Origin of the sequence: Bacillus sp. IS1 (genome assembly GCF_032461585.1) — a bacterium.
Lineage (GTDB): Bacteria > Bacillota > Bacilli > Bacillales > Bacillaceae > Bacillus > Bacillus velezensis.
This window is the reverse complement of the sequence record NZ_JAWCWR010000001.1, coordinates 1,414,809-1,430,045: the sequence shown is the minus strand read 5'-3', so window position 1 is coordinate 1,430,045 and position 15,237 is coordinate 1,414,809. Positions and strand designations below refer to the sequence as shown.

The following is a 15,237-nucleotide window of genomic DNA, read 5'->3' as shown; positions in this document are numbered from 1 at the left end:
TAAACTTGTAATGGTTTATAAAGTTAAGGTGCTTTTTGGGAGGGTTACTTATGACAACACCAAGTATGGAAGATTATATTGAACAGATTTATATGCTGATAGAAGAAAAAGGATATGCACGGGTTTCTGATATCGCGGAAGCTTTGGCAGTCCACCCCTCCTCTGTAACGAAAATGGTTCAAAAACTAGATAAAGACGAGTATTTGATTTATGAAAAATATCGCGGGCTCGTATTGACGTCAAAAGGCAAAAAGATCGGCAAACGGCTCGTATACAGACACGAATTGCTTGAGCAGTTTTTAAGAATCATTGGTGTTGATGAAGAGAAGATTTACAATGATGTTGAAGGAATCGAACATCATCTGAGCTGGAACAGCATTGACCGCATCGGCGACCTCGTTCAGTATTTCGAAGATGACGAAAGCCGGAAAAAAGAATTGAAATCCGTACAGAAAAAAACCGAAAATCCCGGTGAATAAAGGGCAGCCCGAAATGGGGCGCCCTTTTTTTAATGTCTTCATTCTTTGGTCTATTTCGCCCAGCCGTTTCTTAAAATAATAATACACCTTGAGATGGAAGGGAGAGGGCGCGCTATGCAGATTGACGGCGTATTTTCGGGCGGGGGGATAAAAGGGGTGGCGCTTGCCGGCGCTTATGAAGCGCTGGAAGAAAAGGGCTTTCGCTTTGAAAGGCTCGCCGGAACAAGCGCCGGCGCAATTATTGCCGCATTTATCGCTGCGGGCTATACGAGCAGAGAGGTTCATTCCATCATAGATGAGGTGGACGGAAGGCAATTGCTTGATCAGAGATACTCATTCCTCCCGCTGAAAATCCTGCAGTGGGTGTCGATATATTGGCGCCTCGGACTATACAGAGGCGATATGCTGGAAAAATGGATTGCGGATAAATTAAAAGCGAAGGGCATCATCGCGTTCGGCGATTTGAAAAAAGGTTCGCTCCGTCTCATCGCTTCAGATCTGACGAACGGAACGATGATCGTGCTTCCTGACGATCTTCCCCGCTACGGATTAAATCCGGAGATGTTCCCGGTTGCCAGAGCCGTCAGAATGAGCTGCAGCATTCCTTATTTTTTTGAACCGATAAAACTGAAGACCGAAAAAGGCACCTCGACGGTCGTTGACGGCGGCGTGTTAAGCAATTTCCCGATTTGGCTGTATTCAAAAGAACGCAAACGGCCGGTCATCGGAATTTCACTTTCGCCCAACGAAAAAGAGCGCCCGAAAAAATCAATCCGCAACGCTTTTGAGCTGTTCGGGGCTTTGTTTGAAACGATGAAAGACGCTCATGATGCCAGGCATATCGCGACAAAGTACGAACAGAATATTATTTTTATTCCGGTGGAACATGTGATGGCGACGGAGTTTCATCTCACACCGCAAAAAAAACTAGCTCTCATTGAGCTAGGAAAAAGCAGAACAGAGCAATTTTTGAAGCAATGGAGCTATTAAAAAAGCGCTCTGTTTTTCTTTTTATTCTTTTTGCCTTCTATGACGGTAAGCTGGGTCTGGCTTTTTTTCTTAAGAATCATCGGCTTCGGTCTGCTGCTGCTCGGCACGCTCCGCAAATGGCTGACCCGGCCTCTGTGTCCGGCGCGGTGCTTCGCTTTTTGCTCCTTCATTCGGAGCCGCGATTGTCTGGCCGCTTTTCTGAAAGCGGTTCCGTCACGGCCGGTGCGGCGGTTCAGGACCGTCCTCACGATAAAATAAATAATGATGCCTGCGATAATAACGGTGATCGCTCTTGAAATCATCTGCCCGGGGTTGGTTACCGCCGCATAAATGAAACCGAATGCGCCAAGCGCTATCAATACAGCAAAAAAAGGTTGTACACGATGATTCATAACTGCCCACCTCCAAAATAATAACGGTAACGGTTCAGATTACGTTGTGAGACGGCTTTTCGCTCTGTTCTGAAATGTCTTCCAGTCTGAGAAGCTCGTTAAAGCTTTCTATGGCAACCTCGACCTGGTCATCCGCCGGTTCCTTTGTCGTTAAAAGCTGCAGCCACAGGCCGGGATAACCGAGCACTTTCAAAACGGGGATATTCCGCACTCTGTTCGTCAGCTGGAGCACTTCAAAGGAGATGCCGAGAACGACCGGTATAAGCGCAATCCTGTCTAAAATCCGCAACCAAAGCGGATCTGTCGGAACGAGTAAATAGATGAACATGCCGACAATGATCGTAAATAAAATAAAGCTTGAACCGCAACGGTAATGAAGCCGTGACTGTTTCTGAACATTTTCTATTGTAATTGGCAAATTCTGTTCATAACAGTTTATGACCTTATGTTCGGCTCCATGATATTGAAACACTCTTTTAATTAACGGCGTCATTGATAAAAAATAAATGTAGCCGAGAAGCAGAATCAGCTTAAACAGACTTTCGATTCCGATCTGCGCGGCGTCTGAGGAAAATACGGGCCTTACAAGCTCCGCTAAGAAGACCGGGACGAGCGTAAAAACGAATTTGCTGAACAAAAACGACAGAACGCCGATCACCGCCAGGCTGAAAAACATCGATAAGCCCGAACCCTTCTTATCTTCCTGCTCCAGCTTGGCGTCATCTTGAGGATCAAGCCCGTAACGTTCGCTGGAAAAGTTTAAATGCTTTGTGCCATTGGCGCTCGCCTCAATGATGGCGACGATTCCCCGCAAAAAAGGAATCTTTTTTAAAGCCGAAAGCTTGGCGTTCGGCACTCTCGGAAGCTTGAAAAAATCAATGCTTCCGTCATTCCTGCGGATGGCGGTAACATAATTTTTTCTGCCGCCGAACATGACCCCTTCAACGACAGCCTGCCCGCCGTATGCAGGGGGCGTTTTTTGTTTGGACATTGTTTATCAACCTGCCTGTTTTCTTAGGATTTACTAACCATTTCCTTTCACTCTATTGTACAGGAAACCGCGGTAAACCTCTAGTTAGACAGTTGGGAAATCAATGCTTTTTCTACATGCAGTATACCCCGTTTCTTTAGATTTTACTCATTGAATGAAAATATGGCGCAGCTTTTTATGACTTTTCAATTTTGGGGCAGTCTATGACTGGAGGTGCCATGATGACAAGCGAAAAACATTCAGAACAGGAAGAAAAAAAGAAGCAGGATGATGATCAGCAGCCTGTTTCATTTACCGGCAGAATTTGCGGTATCGGATTTGCCGGCGGTGTATTTTGGAGTTTGATCGGCTATCTCGGGTATGTCTTTCATTTTTCAGAGATCAGCCCCAACATGATTCTTCAGCCGTTTATGATCGGAGAATGGAAAAAACAATGGCTCGGCACGATGGTCAGCATCGTTGTCATCGGATTCATTTCAATTGCCGGGGCGTTTATTTATTTCGTCTGCCTGAAGCGTTTTAAAACCATGTGGCCGGGGATGGTGTACGGCGTCATTTTATGGTGTGCGGTTTTTTTCTTATTCAATCCGATTTTCGAAGATGTGAAATCCATCACTGAATTGAAATCAGATACAATCGTGACGACGCTTTGCCTTTACATTCTGTACGGTTTGTTTGTCGGCTACTCAATTTCCTTCAACTACAATGAACTTACGTCAGACAAGCTTGCAAGGGCGCTCGGCAACAAGTGAATAAGTGTATAAACCCTGTCCGGTATGGTAAAATGTTCACGAGAAGTGAACATTTTTTATGCTGAAAACCGGGCGGGAATGCTCCCGTGTTGTCAGGCGGCAGTCAAGAATCGGCGAGGAGGAGAAAGGGAATGAAACTTGAGAAATTGCGAAATCTTTTCGGTCAGCTGGATATAGACGGAATGTTGGTGACAAGCTCCGCCAATCTGCAGTATATGACGGGATTTACGGGTTCGTCAGGCCTTGCGGTCATATCGAAAGAACGTGCGGCATTTATCACGGATTTCCGTTACACCGAGCAGGCGAAGACGCAAGTGAAGGGTTTTGACATTATCGAGCACGGCGGAAGCTTAATCCAAACGGCTGCGGATACGATTCTTGAGTACGGCATTAAAAAACTCGGCTTCGAGCAAAACAGCATGACGTACGGAACATATGCATCCTACCAAGCGGTGCTGCAGGAAGCGGAGATGGTTCCCGTCGCGGATTCCGTTGAAAAGTTGCGCTTGATTAAGTCAAGTGAAGAGATTAAGATATTAGAGGAAGCTGCGAAGATTGCGGATGATGCGTTTGAACATATTCTGACGTTTATCAAACCGGGCATCTCAGAGATTTCAGTTGCAAACGAGCTTGAATTTTATATGAGACGTCAAGGAGCAGACGGCTCTTCCTTTGATATGATCGTCGCCTCGGGAGTCAGATCCAGCCTTCCCCACGGAGTGGCAAGCGGCAAATTGATTGAAAAGGGAGACTTGGTCACGCTCGATTTCGGCGCTTATTATAAAGGCTATTGTTCTGATATCACACGCACCGTCGCGGTCGGAGAACCAAGTGATAAACTGAAAGAGATTTATCAGGTCGTATACGATGCCCAAGCGCTTGGTGTCCTGCATATTAAACCCGGCATGACGGGAAAAGAAGCGGACGCCCTGACGAGGGATCACATCACCGCAAAAGGCTACGGACAGTATTTCGGCCATTCGACAGGACACGGGTTCGGAATGGAAGTCCATGAATCACCGGGGCTGTCTTTCAGGTCATCGGCCGTTCTTGAGCCGGGCATGGCGGTAACGGTTGAGCCGGGCATATACATACCGGATGTTGGGGGCGCAAGAATCGAAGATGATATCATCATCACTGAGGACGGCAACCGGACAATTACGCATTCCCCTAAAGAATTAATTATTTTGTGATCGGAATATAGGAGGACATCAAACATGATTTCAGTTAACGATTTTCGTACAGGACTAACGATTGAAGTAGACGGCGGCATTTGGCGCGTCGTTGACTTCCAGCACGTAAAGCCGGGAAAAGGAGCGGCATTTGTCCGTTCAAAATTGCGTAACCTGCGCACGGGCGCTATTCAGGAGAAAACATTCCGTGCAGGTGAAAAAGTCGCGAAAGCGCAAATCGAAACAAAAACGATGCAGTATCTTTATGCCAACGGCGATCAGCACGTGTTCATGGATACAAGCTCATATGAACAGCTTGAATTGAACGAAAACCAAATCGAAGAAGAATTGAAATACCTTCTGGAAAATATGTCTGTGCACATCATGATGTATCAGTCTGAAACGCTCGGTATTGAACTGCCGAACACAGTTGAACTGAAAGTTGTTGAAACAGAGCCGGGAATTAAAGGCGACACGGCGTCAGGCGGCACAAAACCTGCCAAAACGGAAACAGGTCTTGTCGTAAACGTACCGTTCTTCGTGAACGAAGGCGATACGCTTGTTGTAAATACATCAGACGGTTCTTACGTGTCAAGAGCGTAGTTAAAGAAATTCGGAGTCTGCTCCTTTTACGGGGCAGGCTTTTTTTGCGTTCTGCATCAAATCTTTCTTCTATATCAAAATAGTGAGACTACTTCCGTCAGCTAGAGCATATAGTGTAACAAAATGCTTGAAGTTGGGGGATTGCAATGAAATTTTTGTTTGGTTCAATCAATTCTACTGTTTTAACGATGGCCGGTTTACGAGTTTTGTCCTCGCTCATTGAATTATCGGCCGCTATTATCATGCTTTTGACAAACGACATCAGAAAAGCGGTTGTGGTGAATAGTATTTTGGCAATCGTCGGCCCGCTGATCTTTATCATCACAATGACGATCGGCATTTATCAGATTGCCGGACAGCTCTCATATGCAAAATTAATATTGATTTTTGCGGGAGTGGTGCTGATTTTGGCCGGTGTGCATAAATAGAGGGCCGGGGTGTCATAAAGTCTGTCCCGGATCATACATTTTAAAGAAGCCAATCGGTAAAAAAGGAGGAGACTCTATTGAATGAGATTACAGAGGTTCTCCCTGAATTATTGAGAGATGCCATCTCCGCCGTGCCCGAAGAAGCGAGGCGGGATACAGAAGAAATCAGAATCCGCGTCGACAGGCCGGTTGAACTGATCCAAAAAGGACAACCTTTGTATTTGTCATATGTGTGCACGGCCGGCGACGCACAGCTGATCCTCAGCCGGCTCAGCAATTACAGTATGTACACGCTGGAAGAAGAGCTGAAAAAAGGATACATCACAATCAGAGGAGGCCACCGTGTGGGGCTGGCCGGAAGAGTCATCGTCGAAAACGGAGCTGTCAAAGGACTCCGGGATATTACTTCTTTTAATATCCGAATCGCCCGGGAGAAGCTGGGGATCGCAGAACCGCTCATTCCTTTCTTATGGAAAGAAAACTGGCTGAACACGCTGATCATCGGTCCTCCGCAAACGGGGAAAACGACCTTGCTTCGTGATTTGGCCCGGCTTTCCAGCACCGGATCAAAACGCATTCCGGCGAAAAAGACAGGTATCGTAGATGAACGTTCGGAAATTGCCGGCTGCCTGCGGGGCATTCCCCAGCACAGTTTCGGCCGCAGAATCGATGTCCTTGATGCCTGTCCGAAGGCGGAAGGGCTGATGATGATGATTCGCTCTATGAGTCCTGATGTCATTATTGTTGATGAAATAGGGAGAATGGAAGACTCACAAGCGCTGCTGGAGGCGCTCCATGCGGGCGTATCCGTTATCGTATCTGCGCACGGGTGGAACATGAAAGACTTGGTCAAGAGGCCGTCGCTGAAAATGCTTTGGGAGGAAAACGTGTTTGACCGGTATGTTGAACTGTCAAGGCGCCGCGGTCCGGGAACGATCAGCAGGATGTACGGAAAGGACGGGGAACCTGTTCCGCATGCTGAAAGCGTGATGACATGCTGAAGCTTTTGGGTGCCGTGTTCATTCTGACAGCGACGACATGGACGGGATTTGAGATCGCCAAAATGTATATTGAAAGGCCGAGGCAGATCCGTCAGCTGCGCGCGGCGCTCCAATCGCTTGAAGCGGAAATCATGTTCGGGCATACACCGCTGCATACCGCCTCGGGACAAATTGCCGCACAGCTTTCCAAACCTGTATCGTTATTGTTTCAAGCTTTCAGCAGAAGGCTTGAGCAGGGAAGCGATTCCGCCAAAACGGCTTGGGAACAGAGCTTGAAACATAACTGGTCTTCCATGGCGATGAAAAAAAGCGAATATGATGTGCTGAAGCAATTCGGAGAGACGCTCGGGCTCCATGACCGTGTTTCTCAGCAGAAACATATCAAGCTTGCGCTTACACATTTGGAAGCGGCGGAAGCGGATGCCGGACGGGCGCAGACGAAAAATGAAAAAATGGTGAAAAGCTTAGGATTTTTAGCCGGACTGTTACTCATTCTTCTATTGATGTAAACATGAGGGGAGCAAACATAAAATGGGAGTCGACGTAAATGTCATTTTTCAAATCGCCGGAGTCGGTATCGTGGTTGCGTTTCTGCACACCATACTTGACCAAATGGGAAAAAAAGAATACGCCCAGTGGGTGACGCTGCTTGGCTTTATCTATATTTTATTTATGGTGGCGACGATTGTCGATGACCTGTTCAAAAAGATCAAAGCTGTGTTTCTATTCCAAGGATAGGGGGGCTTACAGATTGAGATTGTTCAAATTGTAGGTTTAGGCCTGATCGCCACATTTCTCTCCCTGATCGTAAAAGAACAGAAACCGACTTTCGCGTTTATGATTGTCGTCTTCAGCGGCTGCGTGATCTTTCTTTATCTCGTCGACCAGATTTACGACATTATCAGAATGATAGAAAAAATAGCCGTCAATGCAAATGTCAATATGGTCTATGTGGAAACCATTTTAAAAATTATCGGCATCGCCTACATCGCTGAATTCGGAGCGCAGCTTACAAAGGATGCGGGCCAGGGAGCGATTGCTTCGAAAATAGAGCTGGCCGGAAAAATTTTAATACTGGTAATGGCCGTGCCGATACTCACCGTCATTATTGAAACGATTCTAGGACTTATTCCTTCTTGATCATAAATAAAATGGAAAGGGGGGCACAAAAAATGAAGCGCTTTCGGTGGGCGGGAGCTTTTTTGTTCATCCTCTTATTTTTTCAGACTGAATGTGTACAAGCTGCCGGAACAGACGGTGCGTCGCAGGAAACCGCAGTTCACCAAGAATCCGCTGATGAAGTGGCGAAAAAGCAGGCCGAAGCGCTGAAAACAGAAGGCATCGGAAAGTTTTGGGACGACATCATGACAGAATACGGCGGTCTTCTGCCTGAAAGCCAAAAGGGAAGCATCATTGACTTTATTAACGGTGAAAAAACGTTCTCACCGGAGGCATGGCTGAAGGCTTTATTTTCATACTTGTTTCATGAAGTGCTCGCAAACGGAAAGCTTCTGGGAACTTTGATTCTTCTCACCATTTTTTGTGTCATTCTGCAGCTCTTGCAAAATGCGTTCCAGCAGAGCACCGTCAGCAAAGTGGCTTATGCAATCGTCTACATGGTGCTGATTATTCTCGCTTTAAACAGCTTTCATGTTGCCGTCAATTATGCCAGTGAAGCGATCCAGACGATGACAAGCTTCATTCTCGCGCTCATCCCGCTTTTACTTGCGCTTTTGGCGTCTTCCGGGGGAGCCGTCTCCGCAGCTTTTTTTCACCCCGTTATTTTATTTCTGATGAATACGAGCGGCCTTCTCATTCAAAACATCGTCATGCCGCTTATCTTCCTGTCAGCGATTTTAAGCATCGTCAGCACGATGACGGATCAATATAAAGTCACGCAGCTTGCCAATCTGCTCAGAAATATCGCGATCGGCGCGCTTGCCGTATTTCTCACCGTGTTTCTCGGCGTCATCTCCGTACAGGGGGCTTCGGCTGCCGTGACGGACGGGATTACGCTCAGGACTGCAAAATTTATAACAGGCAATTTTATTCCCGTACTCGGCCGGATGTTTACGGATGCGACGGATACGGTCATCAGCGCCTCGCTCCTATTAAAAAACACCGTGGGAATCCTCGGAGTCGGAATTTTGATCTGCATCTCCGCGTTTCCGGCGATCAAAGTGCTCTCGCTCGCTTTTATTTATAAGCTCGCGGCCGCTATTCTGCAGCCGCTCGGAGGCGGACCCGTCATTACGTGCCTCGGTGTCATCAGCAGAAGCGTACTGTATATTTTCGCGGCGCTCGCCATCGTCTCTCTCATGTTTTTCCTCAGCATCACAGTCATTATTACAGCAGGCAATCTCACCATGATGATGAAATAAAGGAGGCCCATTGGATATGAGCTTTTTAACAGAATGGCTGACAAGCATTATTTTATTTATCTTATTCGCCATCGTCATCGACATGCTGCTGCCCAGCTCCAGTATGCAAAAATACGCAAAGATGGTTGTCAGTCTGCTGTTAATCATTGTCATGCTCAACCCGATATTCAAACTTTTCAAAACAGACCCGGAAATCATCTTCGATTATTTGACAAAACAAGAGCAATCTCAATCCGCTGATATAAAAAATCAAATCAAATCAGAAAAAAAAGAAATACAAGCATCAAACCGCGCATATGTTTTAGAAGAAATGGCTGTCCAACTAAAAAAGAAAGCGGAGGAGATGTTCAGTCATGACGAATACAAAATAGACGACATCCGCCTTACAGCGGAAGAACAGGTTCGTTCAGAAGAAGATGTAAAAACGATCAGCGTGTATATGGCCCCATCTTCTGAAAAAACCGTGCAAACCGTCGCACCGATCGACATCCGCACAGACCGCAAATACGAACCGGAAGGCGCAGCCGACAAAAAAGAGGCCGCAGACATCAAAGAAAAACTTGCGGATATATGGGAAATCGGCAGTGAGAAAATTACGGTTTATATGGAAGGCGGGGAGAAAAACGGCCATGAATAAAAACGGACTATGGACCATACTCAAAAAACAGCTGATGATCGGACAGGCGAAAGACGGAGAAAAACCAAAACTGACAAAATATCATTACTTTCTGTTCGTGTTTGTGCTCGGGGTATCTTTTATGCTGGTCAGCCAGCTGTTCTCTTCACCGGAGAAAACCGGGAAGGACCAAACGGCGCAGACCGTCATGTCCGGCCGAACGGAAGACAAAAGCGGGCAAAAAAGCGCACCCGTTTTTAAGGCATCGAAAGACGGCAGCGCAAAAACCACAATCGATGATTACGAAAGAGACTATGAAAACCAGCTGAAAGAAATCCTTGAAACGATTATCGGCGTGGAGGATGTCTCAATTGTCGTAAACGTAGACGCAACATCTTTGAAAGTGTTTGAGAAAAATAAAACGAAAAAAGACACCACCACTGAAGAAACCGATAAAGAAGGCGGCAAAAGAAGCGTAACCGATCAAACCTCTGAAGAACAAATTGTCATGATTCGAAACGGGGACCAGGAAACCCCGGTCGTCGTCCAGACGAAAAAGCCCGATATCCGCGGTGTACTCGTTGTCGCTCAGGGAGTGGACAACGTTCAAATAAAAAAAACCATCATTGATGCCGTCACAAGGGTGCTTGATGTTCCGAGCTACCGTGTAGCGGTTGCCCCTAAAAAAATCAAGGAGGATTCATAAATCATGCTGAAAAAACAAACGGTTTGGCTTTTAACAATGCTCAGTCTCGTCGTGGTATTAAGTGTTTATTATATTATGTCGCCGGAAAGCAAAAATGCCGTGCAGATGAAAAGCGAAAAAAGCAGCGGAGAAGTCGCCACTGAAAAAACGCCGGCTCCTGAAACGAAAGATAAGAGCGGAAGCGGTACGGAAAAAGAAGACGGCACAAAAGGAACGAAAGATTCTAAAGGCACAAAAGAGGATAAAGAAACATCAGCCGAAGCATCGGACAAAGACGGATCGGTCGCCACAGAAACAGCTGATGAAAACTTATTTACCGCATACCGTATGGAACTTGAAGACGCGAGAAGCAAAGAAAGGGAACAGTTAAACAGCATTGTTTCAAGCGATGATGCGACCGCAAAGGAAAAAAGCGAAGCCTACGATAAAATGACGGCGCTGAGCAATGCTGAAGGGACGGAAAAACAGCTGGAAACGCTGATTAAAACACAAGGCTACAAAGATGCGCTCGTGGATGCTGAAGGAGACAAAATCAACATTACCGTCATGTCTGACAAACATTCAAACGCAAAAGCTTCCGCTATCATTGACCTGGTAAAAAAAGAAATCAAGACGATGAAAGACGTCGCCATTACGTTTGAACCGACAAAGTAAGAGACCTGAACCGCCCGCACCCGCTGCGGGCTTTTCTGATGTCATTTTAGATCAGTGTTGAATTTACACAAGCGCTCCTGTAAGATAAACATAGTATGTACTTTTAGTAGCAACCCATAAATTTCTATTTTTTATACATAGGAGTGGAAACTGATGTTAAAAATCAACGAAATTCATGAACTGATAAAAAGAATCGATGAATCTTCCATCGACGAATTTGTTTACGAAATTGAAGGCGTAAGCCTCAAACTGAAAAAAAATGAAGCGCCGGCAGTGAATGTAACGGGACAAGCCCAAGCCGTTCCCGCCGCTTACGCACCTGCTCCGCAGGCTGCAAAACCGGAAGCGCGTGAAGCCGCTCCTGCTCAGGAAGCGCCGAAACAAGACGAAAACCTGCACAAAATTACGTCTCCGATGGTCGGAACGTTTTATGCTTCTTCATCGCCGGAAGCCGGCCCTTACGTAAACCAAGGTTCAAAAGTGAGCGAAAATACAGTTGTTTGTATCGTAGAAGCAATGAAACTCTTTAACGAGATTGAAGCCGAAGTAAAAGGAGAAATCGTTGAAGTGTTAGTTGAAAACGGCCAGCTGGTCGAATACGGACAACCTCTATTTCTTGTAAAAGCTGAGTAAGGAGACCTGCTATTATGATTAAAAAGCTATTGATCGCCAACCGAGGAGAAATCGCCGTCAGAATCATCCGGGCCTGCAAAGAGCTGGGCATTGAAACTGTAGCCGTTTATTCTGAGGCAGATAAAGACGCCCTGCATGTCCAAATGGCCGATGAGGCTTTTTGTATCGGGCCGAAAACATCAAAAGAAAGCTATTTAAATGTAACGAACATCGTCAGCGTCGCAAAGCTGACCGGCACGGATGCGATTCATCCGGGATACGGGTTTTTAGCTGAAAACGCCGACTTTGCCGAGCTGTGCGAGGAATTAAACGTAACGTTTGTCGGCCCTACGGCTGACGCCATTTCAAAAATGGGAACAAAAGATATCGCGCGCGACACGATGCAGCTGGCGGGCGTGCCGATTGTGCCCGGTTCAAAAGGAATCATAAAAAATACGGAAGAAGCGGTTTCGCTTGCAGGTGAAATTGGGTATCCTGTCATTATAAAAGCCACTGCGGGCGGAGGCGGAAAAGGCATCCGGGTCGCACGCACAGAAGAAGAACTGATCAAAGGCATTGAGATTACCCAGCAGGAAGCCGCTACGGCATTCGGAAATCCGGGTGTGTACATCGAGAAGTACATAGAAGATTTCCGCCATGTTGAAATTCAGGTGCTTGCGGATAATTACGGAAACACGATCCATCTCGGAGAGCGTGACTGTTCTATCCAAAGACGTCTGCAAAAACTTCTTGAAGAGTCACCGTCACCTGCGCTTGATTCTGAAATCAGGGAGCAGATGGGCGAAGCAGCGGTAAAAGCAGCGAAGGCCGTCGGTTACACGGGAGCCGGCACAGTAGAATTCATTTATGACTACAGAGAACAGCGCTACTACTTCATGGAAATGAACACGCGTATTCAAGTAGAGCACCCTGTCACAGAAATGGTGACGGGAACGGATCTGATCAAAGAACAGATCAAAGTGGCATCCGGACAGGAGCTTTCGCTCAGACAGGAAGACGTTGAATTTAACGGCTGGGCGATTGAATGCCGCATCAACGCTGAAAATCCTGCGAAAAACTTCATGCCTTCACCCGGTAAAATTAACATGTATTTGCCGCCGGGCGGACTCGGTGTGCGCGTGGATTCAGCCGCATATCCCGGCTACTCGATCCCGCCGTACTATGACAGTATGATTGCTAAAGTCATCACATATGGAACAACGCGTGATGAGGCAGTCGCACGGATGAAACGCGCGCTGAGCGAATTCGTGATTGAAGGTATTGAAACGACGATTCCGTTCCATTTGAAACTGCTTGAACACGAAACATTTGTCAGCGGAGAGTTTAATACAAAGTTTTTAGAAACATATGATGTAATGGGCTCATAATTTTTGCGGGAGGTGAATTGAATGGAAGACAACAGTGTGCTTAAAATGGATCATGATGAGGCTCATTTAGGCAAGGTTGAAATTGCTCCTGAGGTCATTGAAGTCATTGCCGGCATCGCCGCTTCCGAAGTTGAAGGAGTTGCTGAAATGCGCGGCAATTTCGCCACGGGCGTCGTAGAACGCTTCGGCAAAATCAATCACGGCAAAGGCGTAAAGGTCGATTTAGCCGATGACGGGATTACCATCGACGTCTATTGCGTCGTTCAATTCGGGATCTCGATCCCGAAAGTGGCGGCAAGCGTTCAGGAGAATATCCGCCAAACCTTATTAAACATGACGTCTCTGACCATTAATGAAATCAATATTCATATCGTCGGCATTCAATTTGACACGAAAGCCCAAGAAGTCGAAATCGACGAAGAAATGTAATGAGCGTATAAAAACCAAGGGGATGGGCAGCCCTTTGGTTTTTTATACGTTTCCCGTCATTTCAGGCATGAAGAAAGCCGGCTTACAAACGGCAGCCGAGTTTCTTCATGCTGTGAAATCCGAATGAAATTAATACGGTTTGTGAAAATATTCGGCATTAGGGTGAAAAAACCTAAATTTCGACATGCGATTGAGAAAAAAATATGTTATGATCTCTTTAAGCTTAACGACAAGCGGATAAAGCGGATCTGAAGGAGAAAGAAAATGAAAAGAAGAACAGCTAGAGAAAAAGCTTTGCAGGCACTTTTTCAGATTGATGTCAGCGATATTGCACCGAACGATGCCATTGAGCACGCGCTTGATGGTGAAAAAACAGATGCCTTCTTTGAACAGCTGGTGTACGGAGTGATCGAACATCAGGTTCAGCTTGATGAAATGATTTCCGGCCATCTCGTCAATTGGAAGCTTGACCGGATTGCAAACGTAGACCGCGCGATCCTGCGTCTGGCGGTGTATGAAATGGTTTATTCTGACGACATTCCTGCTAACGTGTCATTAAACGAAGCAATCGAGCTGGCAAAACGGTTCGGCGACGATAAAGCTGCAAAATTCGTAAACGGGGTTCTTTCTAACATTAAAACTGATATCGAATCATAGGAGGAAAGAAAATGACTGCAACAATCATCGACGGAAAAGAAACGGCTAAAGAAAAACGCGAACAATTGGCAAAAGAAGTAGAAGAGCTGAAAGCACAAGGCGTAGTGCCTGGCTTGGCGGTCATTTTAATCGGAGACGATCCCGCTTCTGTTTCATATGTGACAGGCAAGAAAAAAGCCGCTGAAACAATGGGAATGAAATTTAAGCTTGACCGCTTTGACTCAAGCTTAACCGAGGCGGAGCTTTTAACAGTGATTGATCAGTATAATCAAAATCCGGAATTCCACGGCATTCTCGTCCAGCTGCCGCTCCCGGATCATATTTCTGAAAAAGCCGTAATCGAGCGGATCTCCCCTGATAAGGATGTTGACGGTTTCCACCCTCTCAACGTCGGGAAAATGCTGCTTGGCGAAGATACATTTCTTCCATGCACGCCGCACGGAATTGTCGAGTTACTGAAAAAGACGAACGTAGATCTTTCCGGCAAAGAAGTTGTTGTAGTCGGACGAAGCAATATTGTCGGTAAACCGGTCGGCCAGCTGCTGCTGAACGAAAACGCGACCGTCACATATTGCCATTCCCGCACGAAAAATATGTCTGAGCATACGAAAAAAGCAGATATTCTTGTGGTAGCGGTCGGTAAAGCGAACTTCATCAAAGCCGATCAAATCAAAGAGGGCGCCATTGTCATTGATGTCGGCGTCAACCGTCTCGAAAGCGGAAAACTCTGCGGAGACGTTCAGTTTGATGAAGCGAAAGAAAAAGCATCTTTCATTACGCCGGTGCCGGGCGGAGTAGGTCCGATGACCATCACAATGCTTGCGCATAATACTGTTAAATCTGCCAGACGTACGTTATCATAGATAACCGGAGACAGTCACAGAAAGTGTGACAATGAGCACGATACCCGCTTCTTAAGGCTCCTTTCAGCCAGAGCGGGTTTTCTTAGTTTAGGGCAAAAAGCCTTTATGAAAGGAGTGCAGGAT

21 protein-coding genes are annotated in these 15,237 nt (G+C 46.4%); 19 read left to right on the top strand and 2 right to left on the bottom strand.

Translation table 11 applies throughout. From position 1 onward, the window contains the following. Positions 1 to 50: 50 nt before the first annotated feature. On the top strand, positions 51 to 479 hold the full coding sequence (gene mntR / locus RUW00_RS06795) for a transcriptional regulator MntR (RefSeq protein WP_007408338.1): 429 nt from the start codon (positions 51 to 53) through the stop codon (positions 477 to 479). 114 nt (positions 480 to 593) lie between these two features. After that, positions 594 to 1,469 (top strand): patatin-like phospholipase family protein, encoded by an 876-nt coding sequence (locus RUW00_RS06790; RefSeq protein ID WP_003153118.1) that lies wholly within the window; start codon positions 594 to 596, stop codon positions 1,467 to 1,469. On the opposite strand, the gene RUW00_RS06785 is transcribed toward RUW00_RS06790, so the two are convergent. Next, a complete protein-coding gene (locus tag RUW00_RS06785) occupies positions 1,466 to 1,861 on the bottom strand; it encodes an SA1362 family protein (RefSeq protein ID WP_007408340.1) in 396 nt (131 codons plus the stop codon). The two genes, RUW00_RS06790 and RUW00_RS06785, sit on opposite strands and share 4 nt — an antisense overlap. Positions 1,862 to 1,895: 34 nt before the next feature. Beyond that, complete coding sequence (locus RUW00_RS06780; RefSeq protein WP_095272370.1) at positions 1,896 to 2,852, bottom strand: DUF1385 domain-containing protein; 957 nt, start codon at positions 2,850 to 2,852, stop codon at positions 1,896 to 1,898. Between the two features lie 221 nt (positions 2,853 to 3,073). Here RUW00_RS06780 and RUW00_RS06775 point away from each other — a divergent pair, with 221 nt between their 5' ends. The 17 genes from RUW00_RS06775 to folD all read left to right on the top strand — a co-directional run bounded on the left by RUW00_RS06775 (position 3,074) and on the right by folD (position 15,114). Beyond that, positions 3,074 to 3,604 carry a YqhR family membrane protein gene (locus tag RUW00_RS06775; RefSeq protein ID WP_029973882.1) on the top strand — a complete coding sequence of 177 codons (531 nt, stop codon included), beginning with the start codon at positions 3,074 to 3,076 and terminating at the stop codon, positions 3,602 to 3,604. A gap of 131 nt (positions 3,605 to 3,735) precedes the next feature. Further along, on the top strand, positions 3,736 to 4,797 hold the full coding sequence (locus tag RUW00_RS06770) for a M24 family metallopeptidase (RefSeq protein ID WP_007612522.1): 1,062 nt from the start codon (positions 3,736 to 3,738) through the stop codon (positions 4,795 to 4,797). A 24-nt stretch (positions 4,798 to 4,821) separates the two neighbouring features. Further along, the gene (gene efp, locus RUW00_RS06765; protein ID WP_003153123.1) at positions 4,822 to 5,379 is read left to right on the top strand and encodes an elongation factor P; all 558 of its coding nucleotides are present in this window, start codon (positions 4,822 to 4,824) and stop codon (positions 5,377 to 5,379) included. A 146-nt stretch (positions 5,380 to 5,525) separates the two neighbouring features. Beyond that, positions 5,526 to 5,807, top strand: a complete 282-nt coding sequence (locus RUW00_RS06760; protein WP_003153124.1) for a YqhV family protein — start codon at positions 5,526 to 5,528, stop codon at positions 5,805 to 5,807. Positions 5,808 to 5,884: 77 nt separating this feature from the next. After that, on the top strand, positions 5,885 to 6,808 hold the full coding sequence (gene spoIIIAA / locus RUW00_RS06755) for a stage III sporulation protein AA (protein ID WP_007408342.1): 924 nt from the start codon (positions 5,885 to 5,887) through the stop codon (positions 6,806 to 6,808). Then, positions 6,802 to 7,317, top strand: coding sequence for a stage III sporulation protein SpoIIIAB (spoIIIAB, locus tag RUW00_RS06750; protein ID WP_095272366.1), 516 nt, complete (start codon positions 6,802 to 6,804; stop codon positions 7,315 to 7,317). The genes spoIIIAA and spoIIIAB overlap by 7 nt, the downstream gene beginning before the upstream one ends. A gap of 22 nt (positions 7,318 to 7,339) precedes the next feature. Further along, positions 7,340 to 7,546 (top strand): stage III sporulation protein AC, encoded by a 207-nt coding sequence (spoIIIAC, locus tag RUW00_RS06745; RefSeq protein ID WP_003153142.1) that lies wholly within the window; start codon positions 7,340 to 7,342, stop codon positions 7,544 to 7,546. Positions 7,547 to 7,558: 12 nt separating this feature from the next. Beyond that, positions 7,559 to 7,948, top strand: coding sequence for a stage III sporulation protein AD (spoIIIAD, locus tag RUW00_RS06740; protein ID WP_076982559.1), 390 nt, complete (start codon positions 7,559 to 7,561; stop codon positions 7,946 to 7,948). A gap of 32 nt (positions 7,949 to 7,980) precedes the next feature. Continuing rightward, a complete protein-coding gene (gene spoIIIAE, locus RUW00_RS06735) occupies positions 7,981 to 9,189 on the top strand; it encodes a stage III sporulation protein AE (protein WP_003153145.1) in 1,209 nt (402 codons plus the stop codon). A gap of 16 nt (positions 9,190 to 9,205) precedes the next feature. Then, positions 9,206 to 9,826, top strand: a complete 621-nt coding sequence (spoIIIAF, locus tag RUW00_RS06730; RefSeq protein WP_003153146.1) for a stage III sporulation protein AF — start codon at positions 9,206 to 9,208, stop codon at positions 9,824 to 9,826. Continuing rightward, entirely contained in the window at positions 9,819 to 10,511 is a 693-nt protein-coding gene (gene spoIIIAG, locus RUW00_RS06725) for a stage III sporulation protein AG (RefSeq protein WP_014418358.1), read from the top strand. The genes spoIIIAF and spoIIIAG overlap by 8 nt, the downstream gene beginning before the upstream one ends. 3 nt (positions 10,512 to 10,514) lie before the next feature. Further along, on the top strand, positions 10,515 to 11,165 hold the full coding sequence (locus RUW00_RS06720; RefSeq protein WP_095272363.1) for a SpoIIIAH-like family protein: 651 nt from the start codon (positions 10,515 to 10,517) through the stop codon (positions 11,163 to 11,165). Positions 11,166 to 11,318: 153 nt separating this feature from the next. Continuing rightward, positions 11,319 to 11,798 (top strand): acetyl-CoA carboxylase biotin carboxyl carrier protein, encoded by a 480-nt coding sequence (accB, locus tag RUW00_RS06715; RefSeq protein ID WP_007612510.1) that lies wholly within the window; start codon positions 11,319 to 11,321, stop codon positions 11,796 to 11,798. A 14-nt stretch (positions 11,799 to 11,812) separates the two neighbouring features. Then, complete coding sequence (gene accC, locus RUW00_RS06710) at positions 11,813 to 13,165, top strand: acetyl-CoA carboxylase biotin carboxylase subunit (protein WP_007408348.1); 1,353 nt, start codon at positions 11,813 to 11,815, stop codon at positions 13,163 to 13,165. Positions 13,166 to 13,186: 21 nt separating this feature from the next. Continuing rightward, entirely contained in the window at positions 13,187 to 13,594 is a 408-nt protein-coding gene (locus tag RUW00_RS06705) for an Asp23/Gls24 family envelope stress response protein (RefSeq protein WP_003153156.1), read from the top strand. Positions 13,595 to 13,858: 264 nt separating this feature from the next. Then, positions 13,859 to 14,251, top strand: coding sequence for a transcription antitermination factor NusB (nusB, locus tag RUW00_RS06700; RefSeq protein WP_007408349.1), 393 nt, complete (start codon positions 13,859 to 13,861; stop codon positions 14,249 to 14,251). An 11-nt stretch (positions 14,252 to 14,262) separates the two neighbouring features. Continuing rightward, positions 14,263 to 15,114 (top strand): bifunctional methylenetetrahydrofolate dehydrogenase/methenyltetrahydrofolate cyclohydrolase FolD, encoded by an 852-nt coding sequence (gene folD / locus RUW00_RS06695; protein ID WP_007408350.1) that lies wholly within the window; start codon positions 14,263 to 14,265, stop codon positions 15,112 to 15,114. Positions 15,115 to 15,237 lie beyond the last annotated feature (123 nt).

Coding starts and splice junctions, on each gene's coding strand:
- mntR (WP_007408338.1), top strand. CDS start 51: ATGACAACACCAAGTATGGAAGATTATATTGAACAGATTTATATGCTG.
- RUW00_RS06790 (WP_003153118.1), top strand. CDS start 594: ATGCAGATTGACGGCGTATTTTCGGGCGGGGGGATAAAAGGGGTGGCG.
- RUW00_RS06785 (WP_007408340.1), bottom strand. CDS start 1,861: ATGAATCATCGTGTACAACCTTTTTTTGCTGTATTGATAGCGCTTGGC.
- RUW00_RS06780 (WP_095272370.1), bottom strand. CDS start 2,852: ATGTCCAAACAAAAAACGCCCCCTGCATACGGCGGGCAGGCTGTCGTT.
- RUW00_RS06775 (WP_029973882.1), top strand. CDS start 3,074: ATGACAAGCGAAAAACATTCAGAACAGGAAGAAAAAAAGAAGCAGGAT.
- RUW00_RS06770 (WP_007612522.1), top strand. CDS start 3,736: ATGAAACTTGAGAAATTGCGAAATCTTTTCGGTCAGCTGGATATAGAC.
- efp (WP_003153123.1), top strand. CDS start 4,822: ATGATTTCAGTTAACGATTTTCGTACAGGACTAACGATTGAAGTAGAC.
- RUW00_RS06760 (WP_003153124.1), top strand. CDS start 5,526: ATGAAATTTTTGTTTGGTTCAATCAATTCTACTGTTTTAACGATGGCC.
- spoIIIAB (WP_095272366.1), top strand. CDS start 6,802: ATGCTGAAGCTTTTGGGTGCCGTGTTCATTCTGACAGCGACGACATGG.
- spoIIIAC (WP_003153142.1), top strand. CDS start 7,340: ATGGGAGTCGACGTAAATGTCATTTTTCAAATCGCCGGAGTCGGTATC.
- spoIIIAE (WP_003153145.1), top strand. CDS start 7,981: ATGAAGCGCTTTCGGTGGGCGGGAGCTTTTTTGTTCATCCTCTTATTT.
- spoIIIAF (WP_003153146.1), top strand. CDS start 9,206: ATGAGCTTTTTAACAGAATGGCTGACAAGCATTATTTTATTTATCTTA.
- spoIIIAG (WP_014418358.1), top strand. CDS start 9,819: ATGAATAAAAACGGACTATGGACCATACTCAAAAAACAGCTGATGATC.
- RUW00_RS06720 (WP_095272363.1), top strand. CDS start 10,515: ATGCTGAAAAAACAAACGGTTTGGCTTTTAACAATGCTCAGTCTCGTC.
- accB (WP_007612510.1), top strand. CDS start 11,319: ATGTTAAAAATCAACGAAATTCATGAACTGATAAAAAGAATCGATGAA.
- accC (WP_007408348.1), top strand. CDS start 11,813: ATGATTAAAAAGCTATTGATCGCCAACCGAGGAGAAATCGCCGTCAGA.
- RUW00_RS06705 (WP_003153156.1), top strand. CDS start 13,187: ATGGAAGACAACAGTGTGCTTAAAATGGATCATGATGAGGCTCATTTA.
- nusB (WP_007408349.1), top strand. CDS start 13,859: ATGAAAAGAAGAACAGCTAGAGAAAAAGCTTTGCAGGCACTTTTTCAG.
- folD (WP_007408350.1), top strand. CDS start 14,263: ATGACTGCAACAATCATCGACGGAAAAGAAACGGCTAAAGAAAAACGC.